At 53.8% G+C, this 18,224-nt stretch carries 9 protein-coding genes and 1 pseudogene; 9 read left to right on the forward strand and 1 reads right to left on the reverse strand.

What is annotated here, in order from left to right; all coding sequences use genetic code 11:
• Nucleotides 1-346 precede the first annotated feature (346 nt).
• Genes IMQ33_RS08080 through IMQ33_RS08090 form a run of 3 tightly spaced genes read left to right on the forward strand, consistent with a single transcriptional unit; the run spans nucleotide 347 to nucleotide 14,413 of the window.
• A complete protein-coding gene (locus IMQ33_RS08080) occupies nucleotides 347-2,017 on the forward strand; it encodes a ShlB/FhaC/HecB family hemolysin secretion/activation protein (protein WP_098929380.1) in 1,671 nt (556 codons plus the stop codon).
• Between the two features lie 22 nt (nucleotides 2,018-2,039).
• A complete protein-coding gene (locus IMQ33_RS08085) occupies nucleotides 2,040-14,054 on the forward strand; it encodes a hemagglutinin repeat-containing protein (RefSeq protein WP_196061710.1) in 12,015 nt (4,004 codons plus the stop codon).
• Between the two features lie 2 nt (nucleotides 14,055-14,056).
• Nucleotides 14,057-14,413: a hypothetical protein gene (locus IMQ33_RS08090; protein WP_074029789.1), complete on the forward strand. Its 357-nt coding sequence runs from the start codon at nucleotides 14,057-14,059 to the stop codon at nucleotides 14,411-14,413.
• Nucleotides 14,414-14,450: 37 nt separating this feature from the next.
• Here IMQ33_RS08090 and IMQ33_RS08095 read toward each other — a convergent pair whose 3' ends face one another.
• A complete protein-coding gene (locus tag IMQ33_RS08095; RefSeq protein WP_196061711.1) occupies nucleotides 14,451-14,795 on the reverse strand; it encodes a hypothetical protein in 345 nt (114 codons plus the stop codon).
• 553 nt (nucleotides 14,796-15,348) lie between these two features.
• On the opposite strand from IMQ33_RS08095, the gene IMQ33_RS08100 reads away from it, so the two are divergent.
• From IMQ33_RS08100 to IMQ33_RS08125, 6 genes and pseudogenes are all read left to right on the forward strand, one after another.
• A complete protein-coding gene (locus IMQ33_RS08100; RefSeq protein ID WP_196061712.1) occupies nucleotides 15,349-15,738 on the forward strand; it encodes a hypothetical protein in 390 nt (129 codons plus the stop codon).
• Complete coding sequence (locus tag IMQ33_RS08105; RefSeq protein ID WP_196061713.1) at nucleotides 15,738-16,172, forward strand: hypothetical protein; 435 nt, start codon at nucleotides 15,738-15,740, stop codon at nucleotides 16,170-16,172. The genes IMQ33_RS08100 and IMQ33_RS08105 overlap by 1 nt, the downstream gene beginning before the upstream one ends.
• A gap of 255 nt (nucleotides 16,173-16,427) precedes the next feature.
• The gene (locus IMQ33_RS08115; protein ID WP_059199308.1) at nucleotides 16,428-16,718 is read left to right on the forward strand and encodes a barstar family protein; all 291 of its coding nucleotides are present in this window, start codon (nucleotides 16,428-16,430) and stop codon (nucleotides 16,716-16,718) included.
• 83 nt (nucleotides 16,719-16,801) lie between these two features.
• Nucleotides 16,802-16,918, forward strand: a pseudogene (locus IMQ33_RS26140) (IS5/IS1182 family transposase); the annotation flags it as partial.
• 184 nt (nucleotides 16,919-17,102) lie between these two features.
• Nucleotides 17,103-17,291, forward strand: coding sequence for a hypothetical protein (locus IMQ33_RS08120; protein WP_161738537.1), 189 nt, complete (start codon nucleotides 17,103-17,105; stop codon nucleotides 17,289-17,291).
• A 191-nt stretch (nucleotides 17,292-17,482) separates the two neighbouring features.
• Nucleotides 17,483-18,190, forward strand: coding sequence for a YnfC family lipoprotein (locus IMQ33_RS08125; RefSeq protein WP_196061714.1), 708 nt, complete (start codon nucleotides 17,483-17,485; stop codon nucleotides 18,188-18,190).
• Nucleotides 18,191-18,224: the final 34 nt, after the last annotated feature.

Genomic DNA, 18,224 nt, shown 5'->3' on the forward strand with positions numbered 1-18,224 from the left:
AGAATAAATTCTGTGACCAAACCTATCCAGTTGGGCGCTGCATGCTGCGCCCACTTAACGGGTTTGGCTTAATTGATGACTTAATCTGTCGTATAAATTGGGCACGGCTGCCGATTGTTTTTTTAATAAGAAAAATCCGCCTCTATTTAGCATAATTGACTGTTTAGTTTACATACAGCAAATAAAGTGCAGGCATTAAAACAGTTTCAGAATATTTACCCCGCCTCACTCTGAGATTTATGCCAATTACGATGCCTCTAAGTCCCGTACAGTCACGATCTCTTGCTTGTCTGATGCCGAATTATGTCGTTAGAATGCCGCAAAATCATTAAGGCGGTTTATCTGAATGGACTCAGTAGCTCAGCGGTTGGCAGTATCATTGTTGTTTCTTTCTCTCAGTTCGGCGGTTGGCGCCAATATGCTCAGCCCGGCGGATCGAGATACAATCCAACAGCAACAACGTGAATTGTTGCAGCAAAACCAACAACAACGTCAGGAATTGCAACGCAGCCTGACGCCGGTGCTGCCAAAAACGCCAGCAGCCACAGCCCCCGGCGGGCCGTGCTTCACCATTACGACCATTCGCCTTGAAGGTGCCAGCCATCTGCCCGCCCGTGCGCGGCAAGCCTTGACGCAACCCTATCTGCAACGCTGCCTGAATCTGGCCCAGATCAACACCTTGGTGCAGCAGGTTTCCGATTGGTATATCGAACGGGGCTATATCACCAGCCGCGCTTTCCTGACCGAGCAAGACCTGTCCCATGGGGAATTGAAGCTGTTGGTACTGGAAGGGCAGTTGGAAAAGATCTTGCTGGACCAACGGGATGACCGAATGCTGAAGATGGCGTTCCCCGGCCTGGTGGGCAACATCCTTAACCTGCGCGATATCGAGCAGGGCATGGAGCAGATCAACCGCCTGCGCCAGCAACCGGTGCAGATTGAAATCCTGCCCGGTAGCCAACCGGGCTATTCGGTGGTCAACCTGACCGCCAAGCCAGAGTTCCCGGTGATGCTGGGGCTGGGTTTTGACAACAGCGGGCAAAAAAGTACCGGCACCGGGCAGATCAACGGCTCATTGACCGGCAATAACCTGCTGGGGCTGGCGGATCAGTGGTTTGTGACCGGCGCGCGCAGCAGCGATTTCGCCAACGATCACGATGCCCGCAGCGTCCAGGCCGGTGTCAGTCTGCCCTATGGCTACTGGCTGATGGATTACAACTATTCCTACAGCGACTATCTCTCGACGATCGACAATCAGGGCTTTGACTGGCGATCCACCGGCGACAGCCAGACCCATCGCTTCAACGTTTCGCGCGTATTGTTCCGTAACAGTGATATGAAAACCGGCCTGGCGCTGGGCCTGACCCACCGTATCAACCGCAACTATCTGAATGACACCCGGCTGGACAGCAGCAGCCGTAAACTGACCAGCGTATCTCTGGGCGTGAGCCATAGCCAAAAACTGTGGGGCGGTTTTGCCACGCTTAACCCCTCCTACAGCCGTGGCGTTCCCTGGTTAGGCGCGGAAGATGACAGCGGCAAGGCCAGTGAAGCCCCTAAGGCGGAGTTTAATAAATACACGCTCTCCGGCAGCTATTACTTGCCGTTGGCGCAGAACTGGAACTACCTCACCAGCCTGTACGGCCAGTGGACGCCCGATCGCCTTTACGGCAGCGAGCGCCTGACCCTCGGCGGTGAAAGTTCGGTGCGTGGCTTCAAGGAACAGTATCTCTCTGGCGACAAAGGCGGCTACTGGCGTAACGAGGTCAACTGGTCGCCGTTCAGCCTGCCGTATCTGGGGGATATTTCCGTATTGGCTGCCGTAGATGGCGGTTATCTGCGCCACGACTCCGTGGACGCCTACGCTTCCGGCACGTTGTGGGGCGGCGCGGTGGGGCTGGGCAGCCGTAACCGCTATTTCAGCAGCCAATTTACCGTGGGCTGGCCGCTGGCGCATCCGAGTTGGTTAGAGCCGGATCGGGTGTCGATTTACTACCGTATTAACATCGTTCTTTAATTTACAGGGAAAGGTTTCAAGGATGACGCAAAAAGACGATCGGCCCATTCATGCCAGCCAGCGTTGGTTGAGCTATACCCTGTGCAGCTTGCTAGCCTGGCAGCCGTTGCTGCCCGCCTTGGCGAACGGTGTTAACGTCGCCGAAGGGAATACCCGGCTCGATCAGGCTGGCAATGGCGTGCCGGTGGTCAATATCGCTACGCCTAATCAGGCGGGCATTTCCCATAATAAATACAATGAATTCAACGTGGGCAAAGAGGGGCTGATCCTCAATAACGCCGCCGGGCAGCTCAATCAGACCCAGCTTGGCGGCCTGATCCAGAACAACCCCAATCTGAAGGCCGGGCAGGAAGCCCAAGGCATCATCAACGAGGTTGTCGCCCCTAACCGCTCCCAACTGCAAGGTTATCTGGAGGTGGCGGGCAAGCAGGCCAACGTGATGGTTGCCAACCCTTACGGTATCACCTGCGATGGCTGTGGCTTCATCAACACCCCGAACGCGACGCTGACCACCGGTAAACCGGTGTTAGGGCCGGACGGCAAACTGCAGGCGTTGGAAGTCACGCAAGGGGCGATCAGCATTCAGGGCAAAGGTCTGGATGCCAGCCAGAGCGGGAAATTTGCCCTGATTGCCCGTGCCACCGAGATCAACGCCCAACTGTATGCCCAGGATGCCACCATTACGCTGGGTGCTAACCGTGTGGATGCACAGGGTAATGCAACCCCGATTGCGGGCCAGGGCGAAGCGCCTAAAGTGGCGGTCGATACCGGTGCGTTGGGGGGCATGTATGCCAACCGAATCCATCTGGTTTCCAGCGACAAGGGCGTTGGCGTCAACCTCGGTAACCTCAATGCCCGTGCCGGGGATATCACCCTGGATGCCAACGGCAAATTGACGCTCAATAATTCGCTGGCCCAAGGTGGTGCATTAACGGCGACAGGGCAAAGTATCAGCATGTTGGGCGACCACAAGGCCACCCAGTCCATTACGTTAAACAGCCAGGGGGATCTCTCCCAGCAGGGCGGCACGCTGGTCAGTGACCAGAATATCGCTCTCACCAGCGGCGGTGCGTTGCAGATGAGCAGCGGCAAACTGACCGCTGGCAACGATGTCAGCCTGCGGGCTCGTGACGCGCGGGTGGACAGTTCCAGCCAGATTGATGCAGCCCGCCATGTCGACATGACGTTGTTCAATAGCGGCATGACGCAGGGGCAAGTGACTGCCGGGCAAAACCTCACCCTCAGCGGTGCCAGCTTGGTCAACAGCGGCACGCTGGCGGCCAATGGGGCGATACAAAGCACCCTCTCCCATCTGGAGAATAGTGGAACCGTTCAGAGCCAGGGTAACCTGTCGCTGAACGGTCAGTCTCTCACCAACAGCGGCAAGATACTGAGTGGGGGATCGCTGGCCGTCACCAGCCAGACGTTGGATCAAGACGGCACCTTGAGTGCTAAAGGCAAAGCCGATCTTAACGTCAGCGGGATGTTGCGAAACGGCAGTTACGGCGAGTTGCTGAGTGACGACAGCCTGACGCTGTGGGCTGGAACGCTGCAACAGAACGGCCTGCTCTCCGGCGCGACGGGGTTAACCCTCAACAGCGATACGCTGACCACGGCGGCAGATGCTCTCACCACCAGCCAAGGCAAGATCACGGTTAACGCGGGTAACGCCACGTTAGGCGGGGAATGGAATGCGGGGGGCGATCTGGCCTGGCATGGTACGACGTTGAACACGCAGCCGGGCGCTCAGATACAAAGCGGGGGCAATCTCAACATCCAGGCCCAACAAGCCACGCTGGCGGGCACCCAAACGGCGAAAGGGGCATTAACGGTAGAGGCGGATTCACTGTTGCACAGTGGTAAAAGCCATGCCGCAACCCTGGCCCTGAAGGCGGACACCCTGACAAACCAGGGCACGCTGGTCGCTCCTGTCTTGAAGATTAACAGCCAGACGTTGACCAACAGCGGCTTGCTACAAGGCAGCCAGACCCTGGAGCTTATCGCCCGCCTGATGTACAACCAGAAGGGCGGCACCGTGTATACGGCCAATGCCCTTTCGCTGGCTATCCCGACGCTGAAAAACGCCGGGCTGATCACCACCGATCGGGATTTGGTGCTGAGTGGCGATCAACTGCTGAACAGCGGTGAAATCAATGCCGTGAACCTGACGGCCAAAACCCTGCAAGTTGATAACCAGCAGAGCGGTTTGCTGCTGGCGAAAGATAAGCTGTCACTGAACGGTATGGCGTTGTCCAATGCCGGGCAACTGGCTGCCGATCAACTGACCTTGAACACCAACAGCATCGCCAATAGCGGCACGTTGCAGGGTGACAGCGCCCTTGCTATCAAGGCTGCGGAAGCCACCAACCGTGGGCGTATCCTCACCGGCGGTTCGCTAAACCTGATTGCAGACACCTTGACCAACGCCGGGACGATGCAGGCGGCTATGATGGTCTTGTCACTGGTCAAAGAGTTCAGCAACCAGCAAAACGGCTCCGTCAACGTGAGTGGTTCGCTGGCGCTGGCCACCCCTCAGTTCAGTAATGACGGCCTGCTGGCCGCAACGACGCTGACCTTGGATACCACGGCCCTGTTCAATACGGGGACACTACAAGGCAGCCATCAGCTCAATATCGGCACCTCCACGTTAGACAACCAACTCGGTAGTGTTTTACTCAGTGGCGGAGCACTGACAATACGGGCAGATTCGCTGACCAATAGCGGATTGCTTCAGGGCCAGACACTGGATCTGTCCACCCAAGAGTGGTTTAACAACGGCAATGCGCTGAGTGAACAAACGGCGAGCCTGGTAGTCGCCAATACGTTGACCAACCAAGGGAAGATCCTCGGCCAGCAAGGGATGACTGTCTCTGCGGGCTCAGTGGACAACGCAGGATGGCTGGCGGCCACCGTGCTCTCCGTTGTGGGCGACGTTATCAACAAGGGGCTGGTGCAGGGTAGCCAATCCCTGCAACTTTCCGGTACTCATCTCAATAATGCTGCCACAGGCCAGATGTTTTCGAGCGGGGCGGTACTCCTTGAAGGCCAACAGTTGGTTAACCAGGGCGCTCTGCAAGGGCAACAACTGGCGGTGAAAGCCCAGACCTGGCAGAACAGTGGCAGTGCCCAGGCGCAAGATCGCCTGACGGCAGACCTGACCGGTGACATGCTCAACAGTGGCCTGTTGCTGAGCCAGGATCGGTTTGACCTCACGGCGGCCCATATTCTCAATCAGGGCACCCTGGCGGCAGACAAGGTGGTATTGACCGCGCCACAGCTGACCAACAGCGGCCTGTTACAGGGCAACAGCCGTCTGCAACTGGCTATCCCCACTATCAGTAACCTTGCCAGCGGGAAGCTGGTCAGCGGCGGTGCGCTGGAGCTGGCGCTCGATCAACTGGACAACGCTGGCCTATTGCAGGTGAACGATGATTTGTCTCTCACCGGCCTGCAATTCACCAACCAGGGCAGCATCCTGGCGAACAACCTGAATCTGGATGTGCAGGGTGGCTTGGTAAACCAGCAAGGCGGCCAACTGGTGGCCCGTGAAAATGCCACTTTCCGCAGCCAATCGGTGAACAATGCCGGGGTATTGGCGGGCAATACGCTGGCGGTGGATAGTGGCACCGTGACTCACAGCGGCATCATGCAGGGCAATGCCGGGCTGACTCTGAACAGCACCGCGCTGAACGTGCTGGCTGGTGCACAACTGCTGAGCGATGGTGAGCTGGCAATCAACGGTGGTGCAGTCACCAACGCCGGATCCTGGCAGGGGAATAGCCTGACCTTCGGTGTCGACAGCCTGGATAACAGCGGATCGATGAGCGCGCGCTCAAACCTGACCGGTACGGTGTTCAATACGCTGCAAAACAGCGGACAGATGGGAAGCCTGGGGACGCTGAACCTGAGCGGCGACTATCTGACCAACAGCGGCAAGCTGGTGGCCAGCCGGTTGATGCTGGATGCCGCTACGCTGAATAACACGGGATTATGGCAAGGTAGCGAGTGGCTGAATGCCCACGGTGATACGCTGACGCTGGGTGCGTCAAGCCGTACGTTGGCAGGGGGCGCGTTATCACTGAATGCCGGGCAACTGAGCTCAGAGGGGTTGGTTCAGGGTGGACAAACCCACGTCACTGCCACTAGCTGGTTGAACCGTGGCAGCCTGCTGGGGAGCGATTCTCTAGCCGTCAACGTCACTGATGAACTGGTGAATGAAGGGTCACTGCTTAGCCAGGGTAACAGCGAAATACAGGCGCAGACGCTGACCAATAACGGTGCCGTCCTGAGTGACGGAAGTCTGTCTTTGGCGGGCGCTACGTTGAATAACCAAGGTGCCGTACAGGGTAACATCCTCAGTCTGACGCAGAACTTGGTGAATAACGCAGGTACGCTGATCGGCCTGCAGTCGCTGACGTTAGGTATTCAGGCATTCTCCGTCCCGTTGTTGACGCTGGTGAACGGCAGCCAGGGCTCACTCCTGACGCAGGGAACGCTTTCTGTTAATGGCAGTACGGTGACCAATGATGGCCGCTGGCAGGGGCAACAGATCCTGCTGAATGCTCAGACGTTGAATAACAGTGGCTCAATCCAGAGTGCGGATGCGTTGCAAATGGCTCTGTCTGGGGCATTGAATTCGACGGCTGGCAGCAAAATTATCGCCAATGGTGCAGCTGCATTACAGGCACAGTCGTTAATTAACGCCGGGCAGTGGCTGGCAAAAAATCTCACCCTACACGCTGACACCCTGAATAATCAGGGCGAAATCAGCGGCGTTGACGGCCTGACGGTCGCGCTGAGCGGGGATTTCACCCAACAGCAAGATACAACCCTGCTGACGGCGGGTGATCTGAAACTGGATGCGGCCTCGGTCACCAACCTTGGGCGTATCCAGGGGAACGGCGTGTGGGTTAACGGCGGTACGTTAACCAACAGTGGGCGCGTACAAGGTGAAACAGGCTTAACGCTGAACCTTACCGGTGGGTTGACCAATAACGCTACGGGCACCCTTCTCAGCCAGAACGCACTCACCATTACCTCGCCGTACTGGGTCAACAGCGGCCTGATACAAAGCGGTGCTGAAACCCGGTTCGAGGGGACGATATCAGGGCGTAATGACGGAAGCCTGCTTGCTGGCTCCGATCTGTCACTCCATGGCTCGCAATTTACCAACACCGGTTGGCTACAGGCAGGCTCCCTGTTACTGAATGCGGATGCGTTGGACAACAGCGGTACCTTGCTGGCAGAACTGCAAGGAACGTTGATCGCAGGCAGCCTGAACAATCAGGGCACGGTTCAGGGAAATAATCTGGCGTTGAATACCCAGCAACTGACTAACGGTGGCACGCTGCTTGGCAGTTCCGGGCTTGGCATCCATGCCGGTCAGGTGGCGCTTCAAGAGACAGGGAAAATGTTCAGCGGGGGCGATTTACTGCTGAGCAGTGGCGATTTTGACCAACGTGGCCAGGTCGTGGCATTGGGCAATCTGACGCTGCAACTGGTGAACGCCTTTACCAACCAGAACGTGATTGCCGCAGGCCAGAGCCTGAACGTTAACAGCCAGGGGGCGTTGACCAACCAAGGCACTCTACAGGGGCAGAGCATCAACCTCACGGCGTACGGCATCTTGACCAACAACGGGCAAATCACCGGCGGAAGTGGGGTTAGCACCCTCAATGGCAGCTCCATTGCCATGAATGCGGTCGGAACGCTGCAATCAGGGGGCGACGTAACCCTGAACAGCCAGAGCGATATCACCGTTGACGGGTTTACCGGCACGCTGGGCTCGATGACGCTGAATGCGGCTGGCAGCCTGATTAACACCGCCTTGCTGTATGCCGGTAACAACCTGTTCCTACTGGCCAACAGCATCAAAAACCTGCGCGGTGACATCCTGGCGGGCAATAGCCTGTGGATGCAGCGTGATATGGCGGGTAATGCTAACGCCGAGGTGGTGAACAGTTCCGGCACCATCGAGACGCAATATGGTGATATCACCATTAACACCGCCCATTTGCTGAATCAGCGCGATGGGCTGAGTGTGGTTAGCTCTGAAAGCAGCGCACCACAGTATTCCTGGGTGACAGATTTTGAGGCCAAAATACCGTTAACCTTCTTCAACAAAGGCGACTACGGCTATGTCATCAAGTCCTGGGAATCGGGCGGCGGCAGTCCTGGCCACGGAGCGTCTCCGACAAGGTATTACAGTTCAACGCCAACGCCTTATCTTAACCAACGGATTAAGGAGTTTGCCTCTGGCGTTTCGACGGTCACCGTCACGGCAAACGGTGGCGCAGCCCGTATCGCGGCCGGGCGCGATCTCAGCCTTTATGCCGGCCAACTGGACAATCAGGCCAGCAATATTCTAGCCAACAACAATGCCTATCTTTCAGGGAGTAACCTGAATAACCAATCCTGGTTCTCGGGCAGTGAAACCCGCTATCAAACGTATCAGTATGGTTATGGCCTGAGCACAGTTCCGGTGCCAGAAACCAGTGTTTCTAAAGGGGAGATTACATCCAACTACATCGTCTACACGGCGACGGGCGAAGTACGCTATGAACGTGGAGAAGGTGAAATCTACCGCGCCGTTATTCAGGCTGGCGGTAACGTCTCGGCAAACTTTGCTAATGACATCAGTAATACCAACACCTTGGCTAACGCGGGTGGAGTAAGCAATACCCTTGCTACGCCTACGCTCAGTACCCTGAGCCAACAGACTATCGGCGGTGCCGTAGAGAAACAGGCGCTGTCTGCCGGTGATAAGGCAGCGGTCAATTCGCCTGAATGGCAAGACAGCCTGCAAAATGCCCTGCAACAGATTAACGGGGGCAGCGGCCTGGATAACGTTACCCCTGAGCTCACTGGGTTAGGAAAATACAACGACGGTGACCAGGGCAGCGCCAATCTGGGGGATGGCGCCAAGTTACAAAACACCACCACCGATGGCAAGGACCTGATCGGCACGGAGGGTAAGGCCTTAAACCCGTATCAAGGCAAAACGGTCGATACCAGTGCGTATCCTCTGCCTACGGGCGAGAACGGTTATTTTGTAGCGTCCACCGATCCGGACAGCCCGTATCTGATCACCACCAACCCGAAACTTAACGGGCTGGGGCAACTCGATCCGAGCCTGTTTGGCGATCTCTACGCGCTGCTGGGGATCAACCCAGGCCAGAGCCCGCGTGAAACCAACGAACAGTTCACGGTAGAAGACAAATTTATCGGCTCTTCCTATTTCCTGGACCGCCTAAACCTCCACCCGGATTACGATTACCGTTTCCTGGGGGATGCGGCCTTTGACACCCGTTACGTCAGCAATGCAATGCTCAATCAGACGGGGAGCCGCTATCTGAACGGGATCGGTTCAGACCTGGAGCAGATGCAAACCCTGATGGATAACGCCGCCAGGGCGCAACAATCGCTGGGGCTGAAGTTTGGGGTTTCGTTGACGGCGCAGCAGATCGCCTCGTTGGATCACAGCATCTTGTGGTGGGAAGCGACCAGCATCAATGGCCAGACGGTGATGGTGCCGAAGCTTTACCTGTCACCAAAGGATGTGACGATCAATAACGGCAGCGTGATTGCCGGGAAAAATGTCTCACTCACCGCCGGTAATATCACCAACAGTGGCAGCACGCTGACCGCACAGAACGCGCTGACGCTCGATAGCCAGAACAGCATCAGCAACCTCAATGCAGGCCTGCTCAATGCGGGCGGCAACCTGCAACTGAGCGCGATTGGCGATATCAACAATATCGGCTCAATCATCAGCGGCAAATCGGTGCAGTTGGAAAGCCTTGATGGCAGCATCATCAACCAGACGCTGACTAACCAGTGGAATACCCAGGGTTCCCTGGGGGGCTGGATGCCACAAAGCCTGTCGCTGTCACGCACGGAAATCGGCGATATCGGCACCATCCAGGCCTTGGACAGCTTGAGCCTGAGCGCTGGCAACAACATCGATATTCTGGGGGCCAAATTGACTTCCGGTGGTGCGATGGATCTGCTGGCGGGGGGCGATATCAACGTCTTGGCCAACACCACCTACAGTGCCGATAAATATCAGGGCTGGCGGAACGTAAGAGAGAGCGAAACTCACAGCAGCCAGGGTAGCGAAATTAGCGCTGGTGGGCCGCTGACGGTTGATGCAGGCCGTGATGTCAACGTGAAGGCCAGCCAGGTTGGCAGCCAGAGTGATACTACCCTAATAGCTGGGCGCGATATCAACCTGCAAACGCAGGAAGCGAGCACCCGGCAGAAAGATAACGGCACCGAACAGCGCAGTAACGATGCCACGCGCACCACCCTCACCAGCGGCGGCGATTTAACGCTGGATGCCGGCCGGGATGTGAACTCGCAGGCCGCAGCAATGGTGGCGGACAACAACGTCAAACTGAACGCCGGGCGTGACGTAAACCTCAATACCCAGCAAACCAGCGAATACCGCGAGAGCAAGGAAGGTAAACGCCAGCAGGTGGACGAGTCTATCCGCCAGCAGGGAACGGAGATTGCTAGCGGGGGCAACACCACCATTCGCGCCGATCGAGATGCCACCTTGAATGCGGCACAGGTGCAGGCCAGCGGTGATGTGGCGGTAAACGCCGGACGCGATCTGACGCTCAACAGCGCCACCGAAAGTGACTACTCCTTCTTCGAAGAAACCAAAACCAAGAAAGGGTTCCTGTCAAAGACCACCACCCACACGGTGCGGGAAGATTACGCCACGCAGGAAAAAGGCACGCTGCTGAGTGGCGACAATGTGTCGCTGTCTGCGGGTAACGATCTGACGGTGAAGGGATCTTCGGTTGTGGGTGACGGTAAAGTTAACCTGCAAGCAGGCAACAACGTCGAGATCGTGGCGGCGACGGAAGAACAGTCCAGCTACCGGTTGGATGAGAAGAAAAAGAGCGGACTGATGGGCACCGGTGGTATCGGGGTGACGATTGGTAGCTCCAGCTCTCGCCATCAGGTGAACGAAGACGGTACGACGCAGAGCCAGAGTGTCAGCACTATCGGCTCGACCGGTGGCGATGTGAATATCGTTGCGGGCGGCAAGGCACATATCGGCGGTGCTGATCTGATTGCCGGTAAAAATCTCAACGTTACTGGCGACAGCGTCGTTATCGAACCGGGGCATGACCTACGTACGGTAGAAGAGCGGTTTGAGCAGAAGCAGAGTGGCCTGACGGTGGCGTTGTCCGGTGCGGCAGGTGCAGCGGCCAACTCAGCGATAGCGGCAGCGCAGAGTGCCAAAAGTGAAAGCGATGGCCGTTTGGCCGCCTTGCAGGGCACCAAAGCCGCGTTGTCCGGGGTGCAGGCAGGGCAGGCCGCTGTGTTGGAGAATACCAAGGGTAATGCAGGTAATGCGATTGGTATCAGCCTTTCTCTGGGGGCCCAAAAGTCTTCATCCACGCAAAAACAGGTCTCTGATAATGTCACCGGTTCGACGCTGACGGCGGGTAATAATCTGTCAGTGACCGCAACCGGTAAAGGCAGCGGTGCCAACAGTGGCGATGTGGTGATTGCGGGTAGCCAGTTGAAAGCGGGTGGCGATACCACCATCGATGCCTCTCGCGACATCTTGCTTGCCGGGGCGGCTAATTCCCAACAGCAGACGGGGAGTAACAAGAGCAGCGGCGGTGAAATCGGTATCGGCCTGAGCCTGGGTAAAGACACGGGTATCAAGGTGTTCGCCAACGTCAACGCTGGCAAAGGCAGTGAGAAAGGCACCGGTACGCAGTGGACAGAGACAACCATCGACAGCGGTAAGATGCTTGCCATGAACAGCGGGCGCGATACCACGCTGGCCGGTGCACAGGTCAGCGGTGACAAGGTGGATGTTGACGTAGGACGCAACCTGACGCTCTCCAGCCAGCAGGACAGCGATCTCTACGACATGAAGCAGCAGAACGCCAGTGCGGGTGGCAGCTTCACCTGGGGCTCGATGAGTGGTTCTGGCTACCTGAACCTGAGCCAGGACAAGATGCACAGCAACTACGACTCGGTGCAGGAGCAGACTGGGATCTTTGCGGGCAAGGGTGGCTTTGACGTTAAGGTCGGCGAGCATACCCAACTGGATGGCGCGGTAATCAGTTCAACGGGCACGGCGGACAAAAACAGCCTGGATACAGGGACGTTGGGCTTTAGTGACCTGCACAATCAGGCGGACTACAACGTTGAACATGTCGGGGTCGGGATAAGTGGCGGCGGCGACTTTGGCGGTAAGGAGTTCCAGGGCAACCTGGCGGGCGGGATGCTATCGGGCCTGAACGGCAGCGGCCATGCTAGCGGCACCACGCAGGCAGCGGTGAGCGAAGGTAACATCACTGTTCGTGACAAAGACAACCAGCAACAAAATGTCGCCGACCTGAGCCGGGATACGGAGAATGCCAACGGCAGCATTGCGCCGATCTTCGACAAGGAGAAAGAGCAGAACCGGTTGAAACAGGCGCAGTTGATTGGCGAGATCGGCGGGCAGGCAGCGGATATCATCCGCACGCAGGGTGAGATAAACGGGCTGAATGCGGCGAAAGCCGATCTGGCGAAAGATGGCAAACTGCCGCCGGAGCCGGGGAAAAATGCCAAGCAGGAAGAGATTGACCGGTACGTCAGTATCCTGAAAGACACCACTGCGTATAAAGAGGCCATGAAGCAGTATGGTACGGGCAGTGACTTGCAGAAAGCGGCGCAGGCGGTAACGGCTGCATTGCAGGGGTTGGCAGGGGGAAATATCTCCCAGGCTCTTGCTGGTGGTTTGAGTCCGTACGCGGCCGAGCAAATCAAGAAGTATACCGGTACGAATGAAACGGCCAACGCGCTTGCCCATGCGGTGTGGGGGGCGATAGCGGCACAAGTGAGTGGCAACTCGGCAGCCGCGGGTGCTGCGGGGGCCGCTGGTGGTGAATTGGCCGCGCGTTATCTGGCAGAAAAGTTATATGGTGCAGACACGCCGGAAAAAATTGCTAAACTGAGTGAGGAGCAGAAGCAGAGTCTCAGTGCGCTATCGACGCTGGCAGCAGGTTTGGCAGGTGGAGTGACGGGGGATAGCACTGCGAATGCTCTGGCGGGTGCTCAGGCCGGTAAGAATGCGGTGGAGAATAACTCGCTGAGCGGTGATAAATCCCGTGAATCTGTTAAGCAGATCGCCGGAAATATGAAGGATCAGGTCAGGGATAAACTGGGCGAAGGCACACTCTCCGCTATCGTTAACAGCATTATCGGTGCGGCGGCGGATACCGGTGATGCGGTATTAGGTGGGGCGGATTACGGTGCTGATGCAGCAATGGCGCTTACTTCCTGCGCTATGGGTGATAGTTACTGTACCAAAGCGTTAAGTGATCTGGAGGGTAAAAATCAGGCTGCGGCAGATACACTGAAAGCTCTGATGAAGAGTGAAACCTGGGAAGCTGTTGCCGGGCAGGTGAAAGAAGCCGCGCAAGGTAACCAGCTTGCGTTGGAAGCCACAGGTGGAATGCTGGCGGGGCTGTTCCTGCCAGGCAAGAAATTACCTGATGGCGTTGCTGGTACAGGAAAAATCCCAGTCCTTCAAAAAAATAGTGATGGAATAACGGAGGTAAAAGTTAGCTCGACTCCTCTGGAAGGCCATGACCGCTTAAACACGCCAGATGTAAATGGTAACGGGAAGTATAACCCAGCAGAAGCTGCGGCTGCTGCAAGGTTGGAAGGTGTTCTTGGGCCGTTGGAAAGAGCGCCTGATACAGGTGGAAAAACAGCTGATTTTATTATTAGCACCGGGCCTAATGCTGGGAAAACGGTTGACTTTATGTATACGACAAAGAATTTGTCTCAGAAAGAGATTGATGGGATTAACAAATTTTTTGAAAAAAATATGACTACCCCCTTAAAGACGGGAGACATTCCAGGAGGCCAGAAACAAATTCTTGAGCATCTGGAAAAAGCAGACATAGTTCCTGTTGATTTTACAGTGTTAACGCCATCAAACCAGAAGGTTTTTATGGACTACATAAAAACTTTACCTAAAAATCAACAAAGTAAAATTATCATTATGAGGTGATTATGGGTTCTTTCGTTAACGTGGGATATAAGCCACCATATAATGACAGCTATCAAGGGAAAGGTCTTACCATAGGCCTTAATCGAACATGGTCTAATGCTTTAGAAGTATTGTTTGACGATGCTTTGCAGGAACGTTATCCAGGCATGCATGAAAAGATAATGTTGTATTTACCATTAGATCAAATAACGTTAGCTGAGTTGGAAAAAGAGGAGTTCAATGTGGTTGTAAAAGCTATTCGGGAGTGTATTAACAGCCGAATAGAGCCAACCCAAGGCCAACTCTTCCAGAAGCGAGTATGGGAAGAGGTAATAGAGCCCCTTATTCAGCAAGATGAACGTTATCAAAAACAAAGTTAAGGTAGGAATCCCGGCCAACTGGCCGGGATCTTTGCTTTTAAGCCTTGAATACCTCATTTTCCCGACGCTGTAACCGGATCACACCGGGTGCGGCGGTGATCTCCAGCTGTTCTGCATCGGTGATCCCGGACGCGGTCAACCAATCGCCGCCGATGATCAGCTCGCCTTTCTGCTGTACCCAATCCGCTCCCAAATCTTGCCGCTGCTGGCTGGCTTCACACAATGTGTTCCTGGTGGCCGCATCGGTGACTGGGGTGATCCACAGCCCATCGGGTCGCAGTGTGAGCTGCAAGGGGGGGCCGGGAGTAAAACCCAGACCTGCCAGTGTGCCACCGTCGATAGCCAGTTCCGGGATCGGTTGGGGTGTGAAGGTAATGTTCATGCTGCCTCCATATCGATATAGCGTCGGAAATCGTCGCCCTCGAGGTTCTTGCACAGGGCATTATGGGGGCCTGTGATCAGCTGTTCCAGCATCTGGCGCGTGTTCACCCCGTCGTGGCGACGGCGTGTGCGTTACTCGGCCTGACGTTATGCGTTGGTCTTGGCCATGATGAACCCCCCTGTTACTGCGTAACGACGCGGATGATCTACTGACCCGGCTCGGTGATCGTTTCGATCCTCTGGCCGGGAGTAAACGTCAATGAATTAAACAGCTAATGGCAGCAAGGGATCTTGTTGGTACTATGACTAATGAGCAGGCAAGGATGCCAAGGCAGGGCGGTAGCTTGTCTTTTATCTTCCTCACCTCATGGTTCTAACAACCACTTCCATCTATTCGATCGACCTCTGTTAACTTCTGAACCCTGATACCGGGTGCTGGTGATGCTGCGGGTAAAGTGATCAAAGCGGCAGAAACGGCGCTGAAGAAAGGTGATGTCGCTGAAGCATCCAAGCTGCTGAATAAAGCCAGCGATGAGATTTAAGCAGTCAAGGCGTTGGATGTCGGATCTTATAAAGATCTAAAAGCACGTGAAAAGGTTGGTGACGGACTAGAGCATGATCATATCCCATCGTATGCTGCTTTGCGTACAGCAAAAGAAAAAGAGTTAGGAAGAAAATTAACTCCAGCAGAGGATAAAGCCTTATACCAAAATGCTACAACGGTTGAGGTTCCTAAGGATGTTCACGCAGCTGGCCCAACCTATAAAGGTAAAAATACAGCCGCGCAGGTTCAGCAAGATGCGGCAAACCTTTGTGGAGCAGTGTGTCGTGATACTAACGCTTTGAGAGTTAACATGGTAGCGCAAGGCTATGATCCTAAATTAGTCGATGAGGCGATAAGTAAAATAATTGAGCGAAACCGAAAAGCAGGAGTCATAAAATAATGTTGGGATGGATAGATTTTATAAATATGCTTGGTTGCTCGAAGCTTGATGGGGAAATTATCTCATTGTCTCAATCGCTTAGTGAGATGCCAGCTGTAGAGCCTGATATGTTAGGCGATAGAACTTATTACTCGTTCTTTCAATCAGGAATTCTATTTTTGTTGGAGGAGGAAAAGGTAAGTCAGATTTGCTTCTTCATAACGCCATCAGAAGGCTTTTCAAAATATGTTGGTGAGCTACCTATAAGTGGTAGCGCTACAGAAAACGAGATTATTACAGTTCTTGGCGAGCCATCATCAACTGGTGGTGGTAAGTCAGATATGCTTTTAGGTTATATCGGGCGTTGGATTAAATATGATAAAGATAATTATGCATTGCATATAGAATTTAATCAGTCAGCGTTATTAAGCAAAGTATCATTATTAGCACTATAGAAGAACCCCGGCCAGTTGGCCGGGGTTTTTGCATCTAAGCCAGCATGCCGCCGTCGATCGTCAGCTCCGGGATCGGTTGGGGTGTGTAGGTGATGTTCATGCTAGAGTGTGGCGAGAAGCTGATATAGGGTTAAATAACACTATGTCGAGAAGCAACCAACCAGGCACAAGATTGTTATATTCAAATGATGGTTTGCTTTATATAACGACTGACCACTATGGGACTGCGACTTCAATAGGTAAGTGGAAGTGAGTATGAGTGAAATAATTTTAGATGGGACAAACATAAAAAATGAGTATGACTTCCATAAGGTTATGTCTGCTTTATTAGATTTTGGTCCCTACTATGGGGGCAATCTTGATGCCCTCAGAGATCGCCTAAGTAGTGACGTAGAAAGGCCAGTAACAATAATTTGGCTAAACTCCGAGCAATCAAAAAAATATCTTGGTGAATGCTTTGATCAAATTGTTCAAATCTTCGAGCAAACAAAAGAACAAGACATTCGATTTAACTGGGATGAGAAATTTGATTATACCTTGAAGTAACGAGAATCCCGGCCTTGGTCGGGGTTGTTGCTTTTATGCCCTAAAATCCCCCATCTTCCCGCCGCTGCAACCGGATCACACCGGGCGGGTACCTTACGCTGCGTGACTATGATGCGCAGGTCGGTTAGGCTATGGTGATGATCCGTGCAATGAACAAGATGACGCTCGCGGGTATGCCAAAAAGTGTGCGAGTTGCCTGAGGTATATGCACATTCAAGGGATTCTTTTGTCCAAATCTGATTTATTCAACAAGGCCCAGAAAGGTATGAACTTCCGCTTTTCGCTCATTGCTGTCCTATGACGGTTTCGAGCGAAGCGGTCTAACATTGTGGTATGTAGGCAATATTGAACAGTTTGATTTGAAAAAAAAAGGATGCCCTCCCAATGGAAACTAACAACTGCCTGACCTGCAGTCAGCCAATGAGCAAAATACCAGAAACCCTCAATCTTGATTGTGGAGGCGATTGTTTAAATTGCATGGCCTGGCATGGCGACCCAGACGCAATTGAATTTATTGAGAGGCTTACTGGCAATAAAGTTGACGTTAAAGGAAGCTCATATCGTTCACCGTGAGATCGAAAGGCAGTCATGAGCGATAAGCGGACGCTACAACTTAACTAAACCACCATGTGACATGCAGCACTCAATGGTGAAAATCCGAGCAGTGGAGAAAGGTTACATGAACATCCCGTCGGAATGGGCCTCGTATGATGAGAAGTAAAGCATCTATTTAGAGTGAATTTAAATCAATAAGGAAATTACCAATGAAAATAAAGATACTCTTAAGTATTATATGGTTGACTGTGTCAGTTCATGCCCATGCATTAACAGTATTCAAACCAGCAGTCTTAAACGCAGCTATTTTGTTCGATCATGATGCTTCAAACGGAGACGTAAAACATAGCCTCCAGTGGATTCGTGATGTTCATGGTAAACTGATGGCAACGACAGAAGTCAGCTATGACCGCAGCGGATGCTTTACTAGCATAAATATGCTTGATAAAGCCAATAATCGGGAGTTCCATTTAGTAAACAAAGATGGAGTGTTATCTTCTTTTAAGGGACAGCGAATTACAGGTGCAGTTAATAAGCGTTGTGAAATCACTGAGCTTGAGAATGAAGAGGGCAAATTCACTCTGACCTATAATGTTCGAGGGTTGCTTGAAACAATGGTGGACAGAGAAACTGGTGCCGTAGCAGTCCGATATGAATATGGTAATAGACAATTCCCTGTGCGCGTAAAAGACTTCCGAAACCAAAATGACAAACGCTTCTTTTACCAAGCCGGAAGCGAGCAGTTTCAAGACATGGAATTGGTCTCAAAATACCCTAATATGACGGTCTATGTGAAAGAAAATTGTTCATATACTACTGAGGGAAATGCAGATAAGTGCTCGCTGATATCAGCTACTAATAAAAATTATCGCGACTCAACAATATGGATCGCAAATCACGAAACAGAAATTTTCTGATTACCGCTCCGCGAGATATGAATCGCCATGGCTT

It is taken from the genome of Serratia sp. Res13-Sevr-LER1-36-b, assembly GCF_015673035.1.
Lineage (GTDB): Bacteria > Pseudomonadota > Gammaproteobacteria > Enterobacterales > Enterobacteriaceae > Chania > Chania fonticola_C.

Excerpts from the sequence above, each read along its gene's own strand:
- IMQ33_RS08095 (WP_196061711.1), bottom strand. The coding sequence starts at position 14,795 with ATGAACATTACCTTCACACCCCAACCGATCCCGGAACTGGCTATCGAC.
- IMQ33_RS08090 (WP_074029789.1), top strand. The coding sequence starts at position 14,057 with ATGGGTTCTTTCGTTAACGTGGGATATAAGCCACCATATAATGACAGC.
- IMQ33_RS08085 (WP_196061710.1), top strand. The coding sequence starts at position 2,040 with ATGACGCAAAAAGACGATCGGCCCATTCATGCCAGCCAGCGTTGGTTG.
- IMQ33_RS08125 (WP_196061714.1), top strand. The coding sequence starts at position 17,483 with ATGAAAATAAAGATACTCTTAAGTATTATATGGTTGACTGTGTCAGTT.
- IMQ33_RS08105 (WP_196061713.1), top strand. The coding sequence starts at position 15,738 with ATGTTGGGATGGATAGATTTTATAAATATGCTTGGTTGCTCGAAGCTT.
- IMQ33_RS08115 (WP_059199308.1), top strand. The coding sequence starts at position 16,428 with ATGAGTGAAATAATTTTAGATGGGACAAACATAAAAAATGAGTATGAC.
- IMQ33_RS08120 (WP_161738537.1), top strand. The coding sequence starts at position 17,103 with ATGGAAACTAACAACTGCCTGACCTGCAGTCAGCCAATGAGCAAAATA.
- IMQ33_RS08080 (WP_098929380.1), top strand. The coding sequence starts at position 347 with ATGGACTCAGTAGCTCAGCGGTTGGCAGTATCATTGTTGTTTCTTTCT.